Below are 16,179 nucleotides of genomic sequence, written 5' to 3'. Positions count from 1 at the left end.
TCAGAACAGCGCGCCGCCCGCCACGTCCGCGTGGGCCTGGACCTCGGGGGCCGCCGCGTCCAGCCGTCCTCTGATGTCGACGAGCAGGGCCAGCTCCTCCGGCGTCAACGCCCGTACCACCTCCTGCTGTTCGTCGCTCAGGGCGTCCACGTCGAAGCCGGCGGCTGCGAGCGCCTCCAGCGTGGGCTCCGTGCCGTGCGGGATCGCGTTGTCGGTCATGGGTTTCCTCCGGGGTCCTGGGCGAGGGAAAGGAACAGGCGGGTGAGCAGGTCGGCCGTGTGCAGCGCGCTGACGGAGACCGCGGTCCGCTGGGCCGGAGTCGGCGCGAGTGCGTCGAGTACCCGGTACAGCTCGTCGAGGTGGCCGCCGTCGAGCTCCGCGTGTTCCCTGAGCGTGCGGAACGCGCCGCTCGGCAGCCCGGTGACCTCGGCGAGGCGGTCGGCGAGCCGGGGCCCGGGGGCGTTGCCCTCCAGGACCGCGATGTAGCCGAGCAGCGTCACGGGGTGCTCGTGCTCGATCCGGTAGTACTGCGCCCCGGCGAGTTCCACGACGATCGGGTGCGGCACGGCCGCCGGACCGGCCCCGGCGGCGGCCAGGTCGTCGAGGAGCCAGGCGTCGTGGTCCCGTTCCTCCTCGGCATGACGGAGGCAGTACGCGGCCAGGCGCCGCGCGGCCGGGTCGTCGGGCTCGGCGGCGCACCGCTCGGCCGCCCGTACGAGCAGCGGCACCGAGGCCCGTACGAGCGGCTGCATGGCGGCCAGATAGCGCACGTACCGCTCCCGCAGGGCGTCCGGTCGCCAGAGGGCTGCGGTGGCGGCCCTCAGGACGGGGGCGGTGGGCCTGAGTTTGGTCCGGAGCGCGAGGGATGCGGATGCCGTGGCCGTGGCGGTGCTCGGCGCTGCGGCTGTGGTTGCAGATGTGGCCGTGGCGGTGCTCGGAGCTGTGGCTGTGGCTGCGGCTGTGGCTGTGGCTGTGGCTGTGGCCGTGGCAGCGGTATCGACGGTGGTGGCGGTGGCGTTCATCGGCTGCTCCTCTCCTCTGCGGTGGGCGACGCTTGGGTGAGTCGGGGCGCGTTCGTGGGCACGAGTTCCTCTCCGGGCGGCGGCTCGACCAGGTGCGCATAGCGCGCACAGCCCATGCGCCGCACCAGCGCGGCGGGTCCCGCCGCGCGCTGCTGCTCCGTGGTGAGCCGGTCGAGGAGTTCGCCGACCCGGCCGCCGGCGTCCCGGGCCGCGCCTTCCAGGACGCTCGGCCGGTCGGCGAGCGCGTGACAGCTGCGGCAGTAGCCGGCCGGCGCGGGCGTGGTCTCGTAACGGGCGTGCAGCCGCCGCGGGCCGACCGCGCGCAGCATCCGCAGCACCGGGGAGCCGAGCGAGCGTTCACGGACGGTGGGCCAGTCGTCCTCGGCGATGTGTCCGAGCCGCAGATGTGGCGGGACGGGCCGCCGGTCGACCGTCCACTGGTTGCAGCAGGCCGCCACCGTCCCGTCGAAGGCGATCACCGGCCAGGCCGCGAGGGCGCAGGGTGCCGCCAGGCTGTCGTCCGGTCCCGGCGGTGTCGGCCGGACGATGCCGGCGGCGCGGCCGAGCGGCCGCACCTCGTTGACCAGCATGGGCATCCGGGAGCCGAAGACACGGCGCACGTCCGCGACGACATCCACCAGGTACGGGTCGTCGATGTCCGCTCCGATGCCGGTACCAGTGCCGGTACCAGTGCCGGTGCCGGTGAGGTGGATGCTGGCGGTGACCCCGGCGTCGAGTACGGCACGGAGGGCCCGCAGGACGTCCGCGCGGGGGACCTCGCGCTCGTGGTGGACGTCCAGACTCGCCGAGAAATGGTCGAGGGCGCTGATCGTCCGCATGATCCGGTCGGGGACGCGTCCCCCACGGGCGAAGAACATCCCGCTGAGCAGTGCGACCCGCGCCCCCTTGGCCTGCGCGAGACCCGTCACACGGGCGGCCAGCTCGGGCAGCAGCAGCGGTTCACCGCCGGTCAGCATGACCGCTTCGGGACGGTCTTCGGCACCGAACGAGCCGATGAAATCCAGGAGTTGTCGCTGGTCGGGCTCGCCCGAGACCTCCATGGAGGAGTTCGTCGAGCAGTGGGCGCAGCTCAGGGGGCAGCGGCGGGTGAGCGCCACCAGGAGGCCGCCGCAGGGCACCGGCCGCAGGCCGATGAGCTCCGCCAGGTCCATGTCCGACTCCTCCTCCATGAGTTCGCACGCGGCCGCACTCGTACCGCGCGCGGACCATGTCCGGATCGTCACCCCGGGCGGCAGGCTTCCGGTTCACGAACGCCTGGTGATCGGTTAAGTCCCAGGTCCGGAGGGTTGCGGGCACGCTACGGACGACCGGGCGCGGCGGCCCGGCAGGGGCAGCGGGCCACGTCCCGGGGTCGTACCGCTTCCGCGTCGTCGGCGTATACCGGCGTCGAACCGACGACCAGGCGTTCCCATACCCGCCGTTCGTACGTTTTTCCCAGCCGGCGCAGCGACGCCGCCAAACGAGGAGGACGAACATGCCCGAGAACACGAACCCGAAGCCGGTCGAGGACGAGGACATCGAGGTCGTGGCGCACGGGGAGGCCGAGGAGGACGAGGCCGGCTGCATCATCAACAACTCCAGCGACATCTCCTGACGCGACTCGTCTCGTCCTGAGTACTTCGCGGGCCACCCGGTTCCCGGCAGATCGCGCCGAGAACCGGGGGGCCCGCGGCCACTCGCCCGCCGACCACCGTCGGTCCCGCCCGACTCCGAGGGAGCGCGCACGTCGTGAAGATCCTGCTCTGCCCGCTCAGCGACGGCGGCTACCTCTACCCGGCGATCGCGGCGGGCCGCGAGCTGCACCGCCGCGGCCATCACGTCAGCGTCCTCGCCAGGTCCTCCGCCGGGCCCGTCGTGGCCGAGGCCGGGCTGCCCTGCGCGGTGGCCGAGGATCTCGGCGGCCACCGGGCGTTCTCCGCCACGTGGTGGGGGAAGACCGGTGCCGCGCAGTACCGGGCGATCCTGCGCGCGGCGCGGGCGACACAGGCCGATCTCCTGGTCACCTCGGTGCTGTGCAACGGCGCCCTGCTCGCCGCCGAGGCCCTGGACATTCCGGTGGTCGTGGTCGGGCTCTCGGTTCATCTGTGGGACTACCGGAGCGGCGGCGACGGGGAGCCGCACCTGGGCAGGACCCGGGAGAGCCGGACCCACGACAGCCGGGCGCTCCATGCCGCCGTACGGGAGGAGGTCGGTCTGGCCGGGCGCGCCTCCCGCTGGGAGGACGATCCGCTCCTCGGTGACGCGCTGCTGCTCCGCGGGGATCCGGTACTGGAGCACCCGGGCGCGGAACTCCCCGAACGGGTCCGTCACGTGGGACCACTGGCCTGGGAACCAGCCCCCGGAAACGGCGAGTTGGAGGCCATCGAGGATCACCTGGAGCGGACGGGGACGCGGACTGGTGCGGGGAAGCCCGTCGTCTACGTCCATCTCGGCCGCTTCTTCGGCGGCCGGACCCTGTGGCCTCGACTCAACGACGCTTTCACCGGCGGACCGTTCCAGGCGGTGGTCGAGCAGGGCCGGTCCACCGAGCCCGCGCCCGCCCCCGAGGCCGACATCCTGCTCGTACGGAAGCCCTGGATGGGACCGCTCGTCGACGCGGCCGACCTGGTGCTGTCCAACGGCACTTCGGCCCCGGTCCTGTCGGCTCTCCTGCGCGGCCGCCCCCTGGCGCTCTCGCCCAACGGGTCCGAACAGCCGCTGCTCACCGGCGCCTGCGTACGGGCCGGCGTGGCCGTGCGCGACCCGAAGACCCCGTCCGTGGACCTGTCGGCGCTGCTGGAGTCGGTGTCGCGCGACGAAGGACTGCGGACCCGAGCCCGCGCGCTCGGCGACAGGCTGGCCGCGGTGGACGGCGCGGCCCGCGCGGCCGACATCGTCGAGCGGGTGGCTCAGGCATCCGCAACCCCGAAGGAGAACCATGAGTACGCGATCAGTCGGCCTCGATGAGGCCGTGGCGAGTCTGTCCATGGGTGCGCGGCACTGGATAGCGCGGCACGCGGGGTACCTCGACTCCCCCGCCGGTCACGCGGAGCTGCCGGTGACCCCCCGCGTCAAGGCGCTCCTGCAGCTCGCGCTGCTCTGCCGCTACTGGGGAGAGGCCGCGCCGGCGGAGACCGCCCTGCGCGGGGCCACCTCGATCGTCGAACGGGCCTGGCAGCGGCCGGACTTCCCGCAGCTTCTCACCCTCGACCCGCGGTACGCCCGGCAGTTCGAGCTGATGTACGCGGCACTGGCGCCCACCGGGTCCGTCACCGACGCCCCCCGCGCCGTCCTCGCCCGGTTGAAGGAAGACGGCTATCTGGCGCCGCTCCGCAAGGCCCCGTACCTCCATCTGGAGGCGAGGTTCTACGCCGATCTCGCGGGCGCGGACCATGAGTTCGCCTCGTACGACGAGCTGTACGCGGCCAGTCTTCCGGCCCGGGCCGCCACCCTTCCCGTGGCCGACCTGGACGCCTGCGTGGTCACCCACACCGTCTTCTACCTCAGCGACTTCGGCCTCCGCGACCCCGGCCTGACCGACGAGGCCCGCAAGCAGGCCCTCCAGGTCGTGGAGCGGCTCACCCAGCACTGCCTGGGCCTCGGCGAATGGGACCTCGTCGGCAAGCTCGTCCTCGCGCAGTACTGCCTCGGCGCCGATCCCCTGGGTACGCCCTCCGGGGCGGCCGGCATCCGGATGCTCGCCGAGGTCCAGGCGCCGGACGGAGCGATCCCCGGGAAGTCCGTCGTCCGGCGCGCCCCCGCGGACGCGACACCGGTGCAGTACTTCCGGAAGTCGTACCAGGCGACCCTCGTCACCGCGCTCACGACGCTGATCGTAGGGAACGGCCGCCCCGCCACGCCCGCCGCTCGCTCGATCGCAGGAGGCGTGGGAGGCCTGGGAGGCGCACGAAGCGCAGGAAGCACAGGAAGCACAGGAAGCACAGGAGCCACCGGGGCGACGGCAGTACGGGAGGCGACACGGTGAGCATCGACCCTTCGACGCGTGTGGAGGGGGCGGCCCTCTCCGCCCCGCCGGCCGGCACCGACCTCCTCGCGTCCTCCGGCGCCCGCCTCCTCCAGGGCGAGCGCACCTGGTGGTTCCTCGGTCCGGGCGGCGTCGCCCGGCTCGCCTCCCGCCACGTCACCCCCGAGGGAGGACTGCGCCCCGAGGCCGAGCAGCGGCTCCGCGAGAGCGGCATGTTCACCCCCGCCACGGTCCGCGCCTACGCCCTGACAGTGCTCACCAGCACCCACTGCAACCTGGGCTGCGGCTACTGCTTCCAGAACACGGCTCAGGACCTGGCGGGCGGGAGCCGTCCGCCGCGGATCGCCCGGACCCGGCTCACCTCGGAGACGATCACCTCGATCCTCGGGTTCACCGAGCGCCGGATGGCCGCCGCGGGCCTGGAGAAGCTCAGGATTCTCCTCTTCGGCGGTGAGCCCCTGCTCAACCCGCGCGGGTGTCTCGAACTCCTGGAACGGGCCGCGGACCTCGCTCCCACCTCGGCCTGGATGATCTCCAACGCGACCCTGCTCACCCCGTCCCTCGCGCGCCGGCTCCACGACCGCGGCCTGACCTCCGTCCAGGTCACCTTCGACGGCGACCGCGACGACCACGACCGGATCAGGGTCGGCAGGGCGGACGGCAGCGGGACCTTCGACAAGATCGTCCGCAATATCGTGAAGGCCTCCGAGGCCACCCCGCTGCGGTGGACCCTGCGGGTCAACGTCTCCCAGGAGACCTTCCACGGCGTCGACGCGCTGATCGACCGACTGGGGGCCGCGCTCGACCCCACGCGCTGCACGCTGTACTTCGCCCGGATCGGGGATGTCGGCGTCGGATACGCCAACAGCCTCCTGCACACCGGTGAGCTCTCCTCCGCCTTCACCCGGTGGCAGCGCAGGGCACTCGACCTCGGCTTCGCCGTGAACCGCCCCGGTGGCCGGAAGACCTGCGTCACCTGCGGTCACACCGACGGCCGTTACGGAGCGGTCGTGAGCGCGGACGGGACCCTGGCCAGCTGCTGGGAGACCGCGGGCAAACCCGACTGGGAGGTCGGCACGGTCACCGACGGCTACCTGCCCAGCGCGGAGACCGGTGACCGGTGGATCGCCTGCCAGGACCTCTACAGCTACGACGAGGACGCCCGGACGCTCGCCAGGTTCCGCGACACCGTCGACACGGCCCTGCTCGACCATCTGCACGAGACGGGGCGCCTGTAGCCATGCCGCCCTCACCCCTGGAGCAGCTCTCCGTCGGCGCGCTGGACTGGCTGGCCGGGAACCTCGACCACTTCGACCCGTTCTCGGCTTCCGCCTCGTCGGCGACCCATGGAAAGGCCAAGGCCGCACTGGAGTTGGGGCTGCTCTGCCACCGCGCGGCGCGCCCGGACGACACCACCCCGGACCCGCTGGGCGGGGCGACCGCACTTGTACGGAAGCTCTGGCAGGACCCGGAGTTCCCGCGGCTCTTCGACGACAGCCCGGCGTACGCCTCCACGTACCGGCTGGTCCACGCCGCGCTCGCCCCCGACGGAATCGACGACACGGCGTGCCGGGAGGCGCTCGCGCGGCTCGACCCCGACTTCCTCTCCCCGGGCGGGAAGTCACCGTACCGGCGCATCGAGATCCGCTACTACGCGGACAAGGCGGGTGTCCGCCACGGCATCGAGCCGTACGCCGAGCTCCTCCCGCAGAGCCCGCTCGTCGCGTTCCCCGCCGCCGGGGCCACGGTCGCGGCCTCGAAGGGCACGGTGGCGCCGCTCACCGTCCCGCAGGCGTACGCGCTGACGCACACCGCCTTCTACCTGGGCGACTTCGGCCGCACCGGCCCTCGTGTCGCCGGAGCGGACCTGGACCACGCGCGGGACCTGACCCACCGGATGCTGCTCCACTGCGTCGCGGACGATCTCTGGGACCTGGCGGCGGAGCTCGTCCTCACGCAGTTCGTGCTGGGCGAGGATCCGCGCCGTACGTCCTCGGGAGCGGCGGCCCTGGAGTGCCTGGCGCGCGCCCAGCGACCCGACGGGGCGATCCCCGGAAGGTCGGCGGCGCTCGCGGGCGCGCCGCAGGTCACGGCCGCGCCGCAGGTCACAGACACGCCGCACGTGACGGACGCACCGCCGGTCACGTCCGGCGAGTTCTTCCGGAAGGCGTACCACACGACCCTCGTGACGGCACTCATGGCGTCGATCGTCTCGTCGCCGGGGCGGCTCTCATGACGCCGCGCCTGACGCTGATCAACCGCGACTACACCCGCCTCTGGTTCGGCCAGGCCGTCTCGTCCGTCGGCGACGCCGTCTTCAGCACGACGCTGGTGCTCTGGGTGGCGACGGTACTGGCGAAGGACGAGTCGTGGGCGCCGCTGGCGGTCAGCGGCGTACTGATGGCGTCCAGCGTCGCCGTCCTGGTCATCGGCCCGCTCGCGGGCGTGTTCGTCGACCGCTGGGACAAGCTCGCCACGCTGCTCCGCACCGAGGTGGTGCGCGGCACGCTCGTGGTGGTCCTGACCGCCGTCTCGTTCCTGCCGACCGACGCGCTGCCGGTGGGCGTGTGGCTCGCCCTCGTCTACGTGACGGTGCTCCTGCTGCACGCCTCCGGCCAGTTCTTCTCACCGGCGCGGTTCGCCATCCTCGCCGACCTGGTGAAGGGGGACGCCAACCGCGCCCGGGCCGCCGGCATCGGTCAGGCGACCGGCGAGACCGCCTGGATCATCGGGCCTCCGCTCGCCGCGCCGCTGCTGTTCGCCGCCGGAATCCAATGGGCCCTGCTCTTCAACGCGTTGTCCTACGCCGTGTCGTACGTGGCGATCCGGTCCATCGAGGCGCCCGCGCCTGCAGCGACACCGGACGGCGGGAAGCCCGCTCCCGGGCCCGCTGCGAGCGACGCGAAGCCGGCCGGGCGGCGGTCCAGTCTGCGCGGCGAGTTCGCGGACGGCGTGCGCTTCTTCGCCCGCAGCCGGTTCCTGGTCGTCCTCCTTCTGCTCGCCGTCATCGGGCAGTTCGGGCTCGGCGCGCTCAGCACCCTCAACGTCTTCTTCACCACCGACAACCTCAACGCCGACGCCCATCTCTACGGATACATCGGCATGGCGATGGGAGTGGGCGGCATCACCGGCGCGTTGAGCGGGGGCCGGGTCGTGCAGTGGCTCGGGGCGCGCCGGAGCACCTGGATCAGCCTGCTGGTGAGCGGTGTCCTCCTGATCGCCTACTCCCGGCAGACCACCTTCCTCGGCGGCATCGCGCTGCTCTTCGTCTTCACGGTGCCGCTGACCGTCCTCAACACCGCGATGGCACCGCTGCTGCTCGATGCGGCGCCCCCGGCCTTCCGGGGACGGGTGATGGCCGTGTTCTACCCGGTGACGAAGCTGGCGTCGATGCTCGCCGCGGTCCTGTCCGGCTGGCTCGCCGGCTCGGTACTGACGGACGTCGCGGGCTCGGTCGCCGGGGTCCGGTTCGGCCCGATCGACACGATCTTCGCGGTGTCCGGGGTGATCGTCGTCCTGTCGGGCGTCTTCGCGTGGCTTGCCCTGCCGGGCACGGAGACCGCGGAGAAGGGCGCCGGGGCGACCGAGGGGCCGGATGCCGAACCGGGTGCGGAGAAGGCCGCTGCGCTCACGGTCGACGTCACGGCTCCGGCCGGACCCCGCGGCCACCGTCCGGCCGCCGACGACGAACGAGGGAGACCGGAGTGACCACCGACGCGCGACGGACACGGCGCCCGTACCCGCACGCGGAGCGGCAGGACGTCGTCCAGGAACTCCACGGGGTGCTCGTCCCCGACCCGTACCGCTGGCTGGAGGACGCCGAGACCGCCGAGACGCGCCGCTGGAGCGCCGAGCAGGAGGCCCTGTACACGGCGGAGCGGGCGGCCTGGCCGGGGCTGGAGCGGTGGGAGGCGGAGGTGGCGGCGCTCGGCGCCGGCGTTCGTGTCCGGTCGCCCAAGGTCCGCGGCGGCAGGGTCTTCTGGCTGCGGCAGGAGGCGGGCCAGGAGCATCCGGTCCTGGTGGTGGCGGAGACCGGGGTGGGCACGGGTCGGGTCTCCGGTGCGGCCTCGGAGCGGGTCCTGCTCGATCCCAGCGCCCTCGATCCGTCCGGTCGTACCGTGCTCGACGCCTGGGAGCCCTCACCGGAGGGCGATCTGCTGGCCTACCAGGTGTCCCGGGACGGCACGGAGGACTCCCTGCTCCGGGTGATCGACGTGGCCACGGGCGAGGTCGTGGACGGGCCGGTGGACCGGGTGCGGAAGTCGTCGATCGGCTGGCTTCCCGGCGGCGGGGCGTTCTACTACGTCCGGCGCCTGGACCCCCGCCTGAACCCCGGCGAGGAGCGCTACCACCGCAGGGTCTGTCTGCACCGGCTCGGCACGTCACCGGACGCGGACGCCGTGGTCTTCGGCGAGGGGCGGGACAAGACCCAGTTCTACAGCGTGTCCGTGACCGGGGACGGTCGCTGGCTCGGCATCACGGCCACGCTCGGCACCGGCCGTGGGACCGACGTCCACCTCGCCGATCTGTCGGCCGGGCCGCTCGACCGCCCGCTGCTGCGGCCCGTCCAGGAAGACATGGGGGCCGCCACCCGGCTGCACGCCGTGCCCGGTACGGGCCCGGCGGACCGGGTATGGCTCCGCACCGACCGCGACGCGGCCCGCGGTCGTGTCGTCGCGTGCCGCCCGGACGAGCTCCACCTGGGCCCCGCCGCCTGGCACGAGGTCGTCCCCGAGCGACCGGACGCGGTACTGACCCATCTGGTCGTGCTCTCCGGTCCCGAGCTGAAGAACCCGCTCGGCCTGGCCGCCTGGACCCGCGACACGGTGGCCGAGGTGACGTTGCACGATCTCGTCGAGGGCCGCCAGGTGGCCACGGTGCCGCTCCCCGGCACCGGCGCGGTCGGCGACTTCTCGGCCGTGTCGTCGGGCGGTCACGAGGCCTGGTTCGCGTACACGGACTTCGTCACGCCGGTACGCGTACTCCACTTCGACGCGCGTACGCACCGCCTGACGCGCTGGGAGCGGGACGCCCCGGCGGACGGTCCGGAAGGTCCGGCGGTGGGCGGTCCGGCAGCGGGCGCTCCGGCGGTGGACGGCGCGATGACCCGACAGGTCGCGTTCCCGTCGCGGGACGGGACGACGGTACGGATGTTCGTGATCTCCCCCAGCGGGCACCCGGACCGGCCGCGCCCGGCGCTGCTCACGGGGTACGGCGGCTTCGGCCGCACGATGTCGCCCCGCTACCGCGCCCAGGTCCTGGCCTGGGTCAGGGCGGGTGGGGTGTTCGCCTGGGCGGGTCTCCGCGGCGGCGGCGAGGAGGGCGAGGCGTGGCACCGGGCCGGGAGCGGGGAGCACAAGCAGAACACCTTCGACGACTTCGCCGCGGCGGCCGACCGGCTGATCGAGGCGGGCTGGACCGAGCCCGGCCGGATCGCGATCATGGGCGGCTCCAACGGCGGGCTGCTCGTCGGCGCGGCACTCACCCAGGAGCCGGGGAAGTACGCCGCCGTGGTGTGCTCCTCCCCGCTCCTGGACATGGTCCGCTACGAACTGTCCGGCCTCGGCCCCAGCTGGACACCGGAGTACGGCAGCGCGCAGGACCCGGCGCGGCTCCCGGTGCTGTTCGGCTACTCCCCCTACCACCGGGTCACCCCCGGGACCGCGTACCCGGCGGTGCTGCTGACCGCCGCGGACGGCGACACGCGGACCGACCCCCTGCACGCCCGCAAGATGTGCGCCGCGCTCCAGCACGCCACGGCGGGCACCGGCCCGGTCCTGTTGCGGCTCGAACACGGCGTCGGCCACGGGGACCGGGCCGCGTCCCGCGCGGCGGCGCTCCAGGCGGAGTGCCTTGCCTTCCTGGCATCCCACGTGGGTCTCCCGGCCCCGGGCTCCGACGCGGCTCCGTCGCAGCGGTGAGGTGACGGCGGCGACGGCCCCTACGTCAGCACCGGTGTCCCGTAGCCGGCACCCCGTGCGTAGAGCCGTATCAGGTGCGGCATGTCGTACTGCGCCGCGTGCGCGGTCACCTCGCCGCCCGGCGAGGTGACCATTCCGGCGTCGATGAGCGCTTCCACCACCCTCATCGCATGCCGCTCGTCGCAGCCGAGCGCCTCCGCCGCCTCCGTCAGGCCGAACGGCCCGTCCCCCGTGCCCGCGGCCAGGCGGCCCGCGTCCCTGCCCCGCTCCTCCGGGAGCGTCTCCCAGCCGTGGGCCAGCCGCTGCCGTACGGACACGTCCCCGGCGGTCAGTTCGTCCAGGGCGCCGGTGGGATCCGTCAGCCGGTCGGCGAACTCCCGCAGCGGTACGTGGCGGAGCACCGCGAGCCGCATCCCACTCACCCGGACCGCGAGCGGCGACCCACCGCACGCCCGGACGATCCGCAGCGCGGCCTCCCGGTCGGCCCGCACCCGCCGCGGGCCGACGAGCCCGGCCAGGAGTTGCACGGCCTCGGCCGTGTCGAGCGGCGGGACGGTGATCCGGTGCACCGGTGCCAGCCCGCCCAGTTGGCCGCGCGCGGTGAGCAGCACCCTGCCCTGTCCGCCGCACGGGAGCAGCGCTCGTACGGCGCGTTCCTCGGGTACGTCGTCCAGGATCACCAACACCTGGTGCCGCGCCAGCCACTCCCGCCACGCCTCGGGAGTCGACAGTCCGGTCCGACCCGTTCGTTCGCCGAGCTCCGCGAGTACGGCGGACAGGGACCGGGTGCGGCCGTCCGCGTCCCGTAGGGAGACGCAGAGCCGACCCTCGGGAAACCTGCTGCCGAGGAGGTGGGCGGCCCGCACCGCCAACGTGGTCTTCCCTGCACCCGCGGGGCCGGACAGCAGCACGACATGGCCCGCCTCGCCCGCACCAGCCACCCCACCGGCCCCGCCTGCCCCACCGTCCCCATGGTCGCCCTCCAGCAGGTCCAGGACGTCATGGAGTTCCTCGCCGTGTCCGGTGAAGTCGACCAGGTCGGGCGGCAGCAGCACGGCCGCCTGCGGTACGGCGGCGGGTCTCGCGCCCGGCGGCCCGCCGGCTGTGCCCGCCCCGGCGGCCCGGGTGTCCCCCGCGAGGATCGCCCGGTAGCGGGCGGCCATCGCGCCGCTCGGCTCCAGGCCCAGCTCCCGGGCCAGCAGCTGCCGGTAGTCGTCGTGGACCGCGAGCGCCTCCGGCTGTCGGCCGGAGGCGCTCAGCGCGCACATCAAGGCCGAGCGGAGCCGCTCCCGTAGCGGATGCCGCTCCACCAGGTCGCGCAGCCCCTCGACCACGGCCGGTGCGCGGCCCAGCTCCAGCTCCGCCTCCGCCCAGCTCTCGTACGCCGTCACATGCCGCAGCCGCAGCCGCTCGGCCTCCTCGGCCAGCGTGGGCGACTGACGGAGGTCGTCGCCCAGCGGCGGCCCCCGCCACAGGTCGAGTGCCTGTCTCAGCAGTCGGGCGGCGGCCTGGGGCGGCCGGCCCTCGGCGGCCCGTACCAGGGAGCGGAATGTCAGCAGGTCGAGTTCCTCCTCCGTCACCCGCAGCACGTATCCGCCGCCCGTGTGCGTGAGCCGTGGCCGGTCCCGGGCGTCCCGGTCGTCCTGCCCGAACAGCGCACGCAGGGCGCTGACGTACACCTGGATGTTCTTGCGGGCGGTCCGAGGGGGCTCCTCCGGCCAGACCGCCTCGGTCAACGCGTCGACGGACACCGGGGAGTTGACGGCTCCCAGGAGCGTCGCCAGGACCATGCGCTGCTTCAACGGACCGAGGGGCAGCTCCCGTTCACCCCGGTGGACCGTGAGCGGGCCGAGGACGGAGAACCGGAGTGCGCCGGGTGAGGCGGCGGGCTGCGCGGACGGACTCGGCATCGAGCGAACCTCCGTATGGTGACGGGAGTTGGTCGGTCCGCTCGATGATCCATCGCGCCGGACCTTCACACATCGGTACCGGACCCTCACAGTCGCGCCTCCGCCGACGGTGTCCTGGGGGACAGGACCCCCATGAGGGCGGGAGCGCCCCCCATCCCGGGTTCGCCGAGCCCCCACATCACCGGATCGGCCGGACCTGGCACGAGAGCCCCGGGGGGCCGTCGTCCCGGATCAGGCCGACGGCTGCCGGAACGCGATCCCGGCCGGTCCCCCGTCCTCCGCCCGCTCCGCCGACAGCGCGCAGAGCGCCGAGCGGTCGACGCAGCCGGTCTTGGTCATCAGGCTCGCCATGTGCTTCTCCACCGTCCGGGGCGAGATGCACAGCCGCTGGGCGATCTGCAGGTTGCCCGGACGCTCCATGAGCAGCACGAACACCTCGTACTCGCGCGGTGTGACGCCCGCGGTGCGCAGCTCCGCCGGGATCCGTTCCCGGCCGCCCCGGCGCTGCGGCACACTGACGCCCGCCTGCCGCAGCAGTGCCCGGCAGGCACCGGCCACCGGCTGTACGCCCGCCTCGTGGAAGTACTCCTCTGCGGTCCGCAGCCAGGCGACCGGTTCGCCCCAGGAGTCCGCGAGCGCCGCCTCCGCGACCAGCCGCAGGGCGAGATGCCAGGCCTGCGGGAACACGGTCGCCGCACGTCCGGCCTCGGCCACCGCGCGCCGCGCGCCGTCCGGATCACCGCCCCGGCCACGCAGGACCGCGTCCGCCATCCCGAGGAACATCCGGTTCCAGGCCAGCTGCCCGCCCGGGGAGGCGAGCGCCTCCCGGTACGCCTCCCGGCCCCCGTCTCCACCGCCTTCGCCTCGGTCGCCATCGCCGTCGCCGTCGACATCGCCATGGCCGTCGCCGTCGCCGTCGCCGTCGCCGTCGAGGATCCGTAGCAACGGGCGGAGCCCGTACCGACCGCTGAGGTAGAAGAAGCTCGGATGCTCCCGTTCCCATGCGCGCGCCGCGTCGAGCTCGGCCGTGGCCCGTTTCCGGTCCTCGGCCATGAGCGCGCCGATGGCCTGGCACAGTCCGCGTTGCAGAGGTACGAGCATCGAGTCCTCGCCACCCGCCCGGCGGAACCGGGCGAGGGCACGTTCCTGTTCGCGGGCCCGCCCCTGGTGGGCGGCGAGCGTGGCGTCGACGAGGAGCAGATAGCGGTGGGCCGACAGGTTCTGGAGGCGGGCGCTGGCCTCCACGGAACGATCGACGGTCTCCCGGGCCCGGTCCCAGCGGCCGGCGAGGACGCTCTGCATGGCGAGCAGCCCGTCGACGGTCTGGAGCACGGTCAGCGAGCCGAGTTCGTGCGCCGCCGCGCGGGCGGTCTCCAGCTGGGTCGCCTCTCCGGTGCGCATGAACGCGTTGGTGCCGAGCCGCACCAGTGCCTCGGCCCGCGACACCGCGAGCCGGTGCTTCTCGGCGACCTCCAGCATCCGCACCAGACAGGCGTCGGCCTCGTCGAACCCGCGCTGCCGGGACAGCAGGGCGAGGAGCTGCCAGGCCTGGCAGGCCACCACGGGCCGGCCACGCTGCTCCGCGGTGAGCGCGGCGCTCCTGGCGGAACGTTCCGCCTCCTTCAGTCGCTCGCGCCCGTCCTGGCCCGCAGGGCTCCGGGGGTCGCCCTCCTGCTCCGGCAGGAGCGCCAGATGGCCCTCGACCACCACGAGTGCCGCCTCCTGCTCCGGGCGGGGCTCGGCCCCGAGCAGAGCGCGGGCCGCCCGGATCCGGCGGCGTGCCTCCTGCTGCTGCTCGGCCATCGTCGCGACCCAGGCGACCTGGGTGTGCGCCTGCGCCCGCTCCTCCGCCGCAGGGGTCCCGACGGGCACCGGTGCCAGGTCGTCGAGCAGCGCGGATGCCAGATCGATCCGCCCGGACTCGGCCTGGGCAAGGGCGAGTTGAACCGTGACCTCGTCCCGTTCCCCGTCGGCCGCGAGACCCCGGGCCCGCTCCAGGAGCACGGCGGCCGAGCCCGAGGCACCGGCGTCCAGCATCTGCCGGCCGACCTGGGCGAACTGCCGGGAGGCCGCCGCCTTGTCACCTGCCGCGAGCCGCAGGGTGGCGACCAACTGGCTCTGCTCCCGAGCCAGTTCGTCCGCGCGATCACCGGAGTGCGACGCACCGGCCGACTGCTCGATCGCCGAGGCCGCACGGCGGGCGAGCGCGGCCTGCTCGGCGGGCGGCAGCGACGCCCTGAGCGCGTCCGCGGTCAGGACGTGGCGGAAGGTGTAGTGGTCGTGGGCCGCACCGTCCGGGGCGATGATCCCGGCCTCGGAGGCGGACCGGAGGTGGGCGAAGAGAGCCCGGTCGTCGAGCCCGGTCACCGCCCTCAGCGCCCCGACCGAGAACCGGCCGCCGAGCGTCGCCGCGATGAGGAGCAGCTCGCGCACCGGCTCGTCGAGCCGGGCGAGGCGGCGCGCCCAGCTGCGTACCGCTCCCGTGGGAACCGTCGCCTCGCCGTGGTCGGCGAGCAGCCATTCGCCGTCCGCCCGGCTCAGCCGCCCCATGTCCAGCAGGTCGGCCAGAAGCACCTCCACGAGGTACGGGTTCCCGCCCGCGCGCTCCGAGAGGTGCCGATGCGCGGCCGGGGGCACCTCGCCCGGGGCCGCGTCCAGGCACGCGTCCACCATGTGCCGTACGGCGGTCTCGTCCAGCGGCCCCAGCTCCGTCACCGAGGCGGTGTTGCGCAGCTCGGCGGCGAGGGCGAGGTCCGACGCCGGGCCGGGGTCGGGCCGGAGCGTGCCGACCAGCAGGACCGGGAGGTCCGCGACATTGTCGGCGACGTACTCGACGACCGCGATCGTCTCGGTGTCGGAGTCGTGCAGGTCCTCCAGGAGGATCACGCAGCCGCGCTCCCGGCCCAGCACGGCGAGCAGTCTGAGCAGTGCCTCGGCCAGTTCGACGAGCGAGATGGCATAGCCGGGCGCCGTCGTGGCGGCCCGCCATTCCGGCACCAGGCCGGCCAACGCGGGCCGGTAGGGGTCGAGTTCCGGATCGTCCGGTGCTCCGGCTGCCCGGAACCGCGAGGACAGTGCCTCGACCAGGGGGCGGAAGGGGACGACGAGCCCGGTGGACGTGGCGCGGCCGCGCAGCACCGGCATGTCGCGGCCGTAGGCGCGGAGAGCGCACTCGCCGGCCAGCCTGGACTTTCCGATCCCCGCCTCGCCGACGAGGAACACGGCCCGTCCGGCACCCCTCCGGGCGCTCTCCAGGGCCTCGTCCAGTAACTCGATCTCGGCGTCCCGCCCCACGATGACCGACGACGTCGCACGCATGTCCGCAGGCTACTTGATCCTTT

At 73.8% G+C, this 16,179-nt stretch carries 11 protein-coding genes; 6 read left to right on the top strand and 5 right to left on the bottom strand.

The features are described from left to right. From N5875_RS34660 to N5875_RS34650, 3 genes are all read right to left on the bottom strand, one after another. Positions 1 to 219: an aroma-sacti cluster domain-containing protein gene (locus N5875_RS34660; RefSeq protein ID WP_318206308.1), complete on the bottom strand. Its 219-nt coding sequence runs from the start codon at positions 217 to 219 to the stop codon at positions 1 to 3. Continuing rightward, entirely contained in the window at positions 216 to 770 is a 555-nt protein-coding gene (locus N5875_RS34655; RefSeq protein WP_338498224.1) for an iron-containing redox enzyme family protein, read from the bottom strand. Before N5875_RS34655 ends, N5875_RS34660 begins: the two co-directional genes overlap by 4 nt. Before the next feature lie 248 nt (positions 771 to 1,018). Beyond that, positions 1,019 to 2,266 (bottom strand): radical SAM protein, encoded by a 1,248-nt coding sequence (locus N5875_RS34650; protein ID WP_338498222.1) that lies wholly within the window; start codon positions 2,264 to 2,266, stop codon positions 1,019 to 1,021. A 505-nt stretch (positions 2,267 to 2,771) separates the two neighbouring features. Here N5875_RS34650 and N5875_RS34645 point away from each other — a divergent pair. From N5875_RS34645 to N5875_RS34620, 6 genes are read left to right on the top strand one after another with little or no spacing between them, the layout of a single operon-like run. Beyond that, complete coding sequence (locus tag N5875_RS34645; RefSeq protein WP_338498220.1) at positions 2,772 to 3,989, top strand: glycosyltransferase; 1,218 nt, start codon at positions 2,772 to 2,774, stop codon at positions 3,987 to 3,989. Further along, complete coding sequence (locus N5875_RS34640; RefSeq protein WP_338498218.1) at positions 3,961 to 5,007, top strand: hypothetical protein; 1,047 nt, start codon at positions 3,961 to 3,963, stop codon at positions 5,005 to 5,007. The genes N5875_RS34645 and N5875_RS34640 overlap by 29 nt, the downstream gene beginning before the upstream one ends. Before the next feature lie 20 nt (positions 5,008 to 5,027). Further along, the gene (locus tag N5875_RS34635; RefSeq protein WP_318207321.1) at positions 5,028 to 6,245 is read left to right on the top strand and encodes a radical SAM protein; all 1,218 of its coding nucleotides are present in this window, start codon (positions 5,028 to 5,030) and stop codon (positions 6,243 to 6,245) included. A gap of 2 nt (positions 6,246 to 6,247) precedes the next feature. Continuing rightward, complete coding sequence (locus tag N5875_RS34630) at positions 6,248 to 7,243, top strand: hypothetical protein (protein WP_338498215.1); 996 nt, start codon at positions 6,248 to 6,250, stop codon at positions 7,241 to 7,243. Continuing rightward, a complete protein-coding gene (locus N5875_RS34625; RefSeq protein WP_318206314.1) occupies positions 7,240 to 8,715 on the top strand; it encodes an MFS transporter in 1,476 nt (491 codons plus the stop codon). The genes N5875_RS34630 and N5875_RS34625 overlap by 4 nt, the downstream gene beginning before the upstream one ends. Beyond that, a complete protein-coding gene (locus tag N5875_RS34620; RefSeq protein WP_318206315.1) occupies positions 8,712 to 10,928 on the top strand; it encodes a prolyl oligopeptidase family serine peptidase in 2,217 nt (738 codons plus the stop codon). Before N5875_RS34625 ends, N5875_RS34620 begins: the two co-directional genes overlap by 4 nt. Before the next feature lie 20 nt (positions 10,929 to 10,948). Here the strand turns inward: N5875_RS34620 and N5875_RS34615 are convergent, their stop codons facing one another. Both N5875_RS34615 and N5875_RS34610 read right to left on the bottom strand, forming a co-directional pair. Continuing rightward, the gene (locus tag N5875_RS34615; RefSeq protein WP_338498212.1) at positions 10,949 to 12,838 is read right to left on the bottom strand and encodes a BTAD domain-containing putative transcriptional regulator; all 1,890 of its coding nucleotides are present in this window, start codon (positions 12,836 to 12,838) and stop codon (positions 10,949 to 10,951) included. Positions 12,839 to 13,069: 231 nt separating this feature from the next. Beyond that, positions 13,070 to 16,156, bottom strand: a complete 3,087-nt coding sequence (locus tag N5875_RS34610) for an AAA family ATPase (protein WP_338498211.1) — start codon at positions 16,154 to 16,156, stop codon at positions 13,070 to 13,072. Positions 16,157 to 16,179 lie beyond the last annotated feature (23 nt).

The sequence above is a fragment of the Streptomyces sp. SJL17-4 genome (genome assembly GCF_036826855.1).
Lineage (GTDB): Bacteria > Actinomycetota > Actinomycetes > Streptomycetales > Streptomycetaceae > Streptomyces.
Note: the sequence above shows the minus strand (reverse complement) of the source record. Positions and strands in the feature narration are given on the sequence as shown.